Consider the following 3525-nt stretch of genomic DNA (forward strand, 5'->3'; position numbering starts at 1 on the left):
GCCAAAGGCGCTACTCAGACCCGACTGTACACGGTTCCTTCCAGTGGGGGGACGGCAGTATGCGTTAGTGAGACGCTTGACGCTCACCTCGGTAATGCGGGTATGAGCGACATGCGTTCACATCTTCATATAGGACCACCACGCTTCAGTGCCGACGGTCAATCCCTGTATACGCTAGTAACTCTTGAAGGGAATGTACACGTATATCAGTTTGCGCTTGATGGAACTTTTAAAATTTTAACGCAAGGAGATCGGGAAATTTATCAATTTGAGCTTACTTCAGATGAGCAGCATATCATTGCTGCTTCCACTGATGTGGCTTTACCAGGCGATTTGTTCCGAATTGCGATCCATTCAGGAATTGAGGAACGGCTGACCAGAGTGAATGACTCTCTGCTTGATGAGATTGAGATCAGTGTGCCTGAGAGCTTCTGGACTGAGGTTGAGGATGGCCGACGGGTGCAGGGATGGGTGATGAAGCCTGCTGGGTTTAAGGAGGGGGTATCCTATCCTGCTATTTTGGAGATTCACGGTGGTCCTCATGCCATGTATTCCAATTCTTTTTTTCATGAATTTCAGTTGCTGGCGGCTCAGGGGTATACAGTCATCTACACGAATCCTGGAGGAAGCCGAGGGTATGGACAGTCTTTCACCAATGTCGTCCTTGGAGATTACGGCGGACACGATTACACCGATCTGTTGAGTGCAGTGGACGAGGCTATACGTCAATTTCCATTCATTCATCCGGAAAGGCTGGGTGTAACAGGAGGCAGCTATGGTGGTTTTATGACAAACTGGATTGTCGGCCATACCGATCGATTCCGCGCAGCTGTGACCCAGCGCTCCATATCTAACTGGCTGTCCATGTATGGAGTGAGTGACATAGGGTACTCGTTTACTGAAGATGAAGTCGGCGGGAATCCGTGGGACGATTGCGAGCTCTTATGGAAGCAATCTCCGCTGGCTTATGTGCAGCAAATCAATACACCGCTGCTCATATTGCACGGGGAGCAGGATCTGCGATGTCCTATAGAGCAGGGAGAGCAGCTGTTTACAGCATTACGTCGCTTGGGGAAACCTACGCAATTTGTCCGTTTCCCAGCTTCAAGTCACGAGCTTTCACGAAAAGGGCACCCGCAGCTTCGCGTGGAACGACTGCAACGTATTACCAATTGGTTTGCCCAACACGAATTATAAGTAAATCGATTTCTTGTATTAATGTAAAAATGTCAGGTCCTAATCATAGGACTTGGCATTTTTAGTATGCCTTGCTACAATTCTCTCAACCTCATACAAAAGGAGATATATAATGGCCGAGCCCTTAAAAAATATGTACACGGAGAATTTTCTTCAACAATTCGGTGAAAAAGTACAGTCTGCGTACAGGCCGTTCGATACCATCGGATTCATCCATCAAGTGATGGATAAAAAATGGGATGAGCTGGAGCTAAAAGAACGAATACGGCGTATTTCGTTAACATTAGGGGTATTTTTGCCCAGTAAATATGAAGAAGCTCTGGATATTCTTTTTGCTATAGACGAGCATTGCAGTGGTTTTCCGTACTTGTTTTTCCCCGATTTTGTGGAGGTATATGGGCAGGGAGAAGAGCATTGGGACCTGTCCATGAAGGCACTGGAGCGATTCACCTCTAAGTCCTCTGCGGAGTTCGCCGTCAGACCCTTCCTCCTGCGTGAACCGGAACGGATGATGCGCCAGATGACGGTCTGAGCAGGGCATCCGAGCGAGCACGTCCGCCGTCTTGCCAGCGAAGGCTGTCGTCCACGGCTGCCCTGGGGACAGGCGTTGCCTGTGTTTAAACGCGATCCTGTTCCAGTTTTGGCCGTATTGGAATTACTGAAGGCCGATCCATCGCTGTATGTACGTAAAAGTGTAGCTAACAACCTGAACGATATTGCCAAGGATCATCCTGATGTGGTCATTGCTACGGCTCAACGGTGGAAAGGAACACATCCTGACACCGACTGGATTGTGCGTCATGGCTGTCGGACCCTGATTCGCAAATCCATCCCCGAAGTGATGGCAATGTTCGGCTATGCGGATGAAACAGACGGGGCGCCGTTAGTCACGGGAGCCTCTTTCACCACAGACTCTGCCATGCTAAAGCTTGGTGATAGCTGTGAGTTGAGCTACGCGCTTCAGCTTCGTGAAGGTGACCCGGTACGAGTCCGCATCGAGTATGGCATCGACTTTGTGAAGGCGAGAGGACAAGTCTCACGTAAACTGTTTTTGCTATCTGACAAAACGGTCCCTGGAGGAACCCATCTTACAGGTACACGGACACACCGTTTTGCAGACCTGACCACTCGTCGCCATTATGCGGGAGCGCACCGGATTGCACTGCTCGTAAACGGTCAGGAAGCGACTTCTACAGTGGTAGAACTCCAGTTGTAAATCACGATAGTAGTGAAGAAAAAGAGCCTGTAATTAGGCTCTTTCTTTTTGTCGTTCGCTTTACCAAATTTATTTTTTTCCAAAAAAATGATTCTGGTATTAGAACCTGGTACTAAGACGTGTTATACTACAGTAAGAAAGTGGATCTCATCTTATGTATAAAGGGGAAGGTATAATTTGACAGATCAACAACAATGGCTTGCGCCTGAATATTACAATATGACTTCGGAAATGGAACACCATGATGCTGGTAAAACCGCACTCAAGTGGCTGAGTGAGACAGGAGAATACGAAGAAATCACCTACGGAGAGCTGTTGAAAAAGGCTAATCGACTGGCTGGAGGACTCGCAAATCTGGGATTTAACAAAGGTGACAGAGTTCTGGTCGTAGTACCACGGCGTATTATTGCGTATGTAATTTATCTGGCCTGCTTGAAACTTGGGCTTGCTGTCATTCCATCTTCAGAAATGCTACGTGCCAAGGATATTGCATTTCGTCTTCGCCATTCAGAAGCGCGCGCAGTCATTGCCTGGACCGGAGTAACAAGCGAAGTGGACAAAATAAATGATGATTTGCCTGCTCTGGATTATCGCATCGTGGTCTCCGGGGACGACACGGCAGATGTATCTGGCTGGCTCGTGCTGAATGAGCTGATGGATGGACAGGAAGATACTTTTGAAGCTGTGAAGACGCACCGTGACGACATGGCCATTCTGGCCTATACTTCCGGCACCACAGGAAATCCTAAAGGTGTTGTACATAGCCATGGCTGGGGATATGCTCATCTGCGGATAACATCACCATGGTTGGATATTCAAGCTTCAGATATAGTATGGGCTACAGCTGCACCGGGATGGCAAAAGTGGATTTGGAGTCCGTTTTTATCCGTACTAGGAAATGGAGCGACCGGATTCGTATATAATGGTCCGTTTCGTCCAGGTCGGTATTTGCAGTTTATGCAGCAGTATGGAATCCAAGTGTTGTGCTGTACGCCGACAGAATATCGGATTATGGCGAAAACGGATGGTTTGGATCAATATGATCTATCCCAATTGCGCAGCGCAGTTTCTGCGGGAGAGCCTCTCAATCAGGAGGTCATTAACAAGTTTCA

2 protein-coding genes and 1 pseudogene are annotated in these 3525 nt (G+C 48.1%); all 3 read left to right on the forward strand.

Features of this window, described 5'->3' with window-relative positions:
* The coding region (locus GRP75_RS21845) for a S9 family peptidase (RefSeq protein WP_160790344.1) at positions 1-1197 on the forward strand (1197 nt) is incomplete at its 5' end.
* 112 nt (positions 1198-1309) lie between these two features.
* Positions 1310-2413 (forward strand): annotated as a pseudogene (locus GRP75_RS21850) (DNA alkylation repair protein).
* A 177-nt stretch (positions 2414-2590) separates the two neighbouring features.
* On the forward strand, positions 2591-3525 hold a 935-nt coding region (locus GRP75_RS21855; RefSeq protein WP_160790345.1), incomplete at its 3' end, for an acetate--CoA ligase.

It is taken from the genome of Paenibacillus sp. OT2-17 (genome assembly GCF_009827695.1).
Lineage (GTDB): Bacteria > Bacillota > Bacilli > Paenibacillales > Paenibacillaceae > Paenibacillus > Paenibacillus polymyxa_B.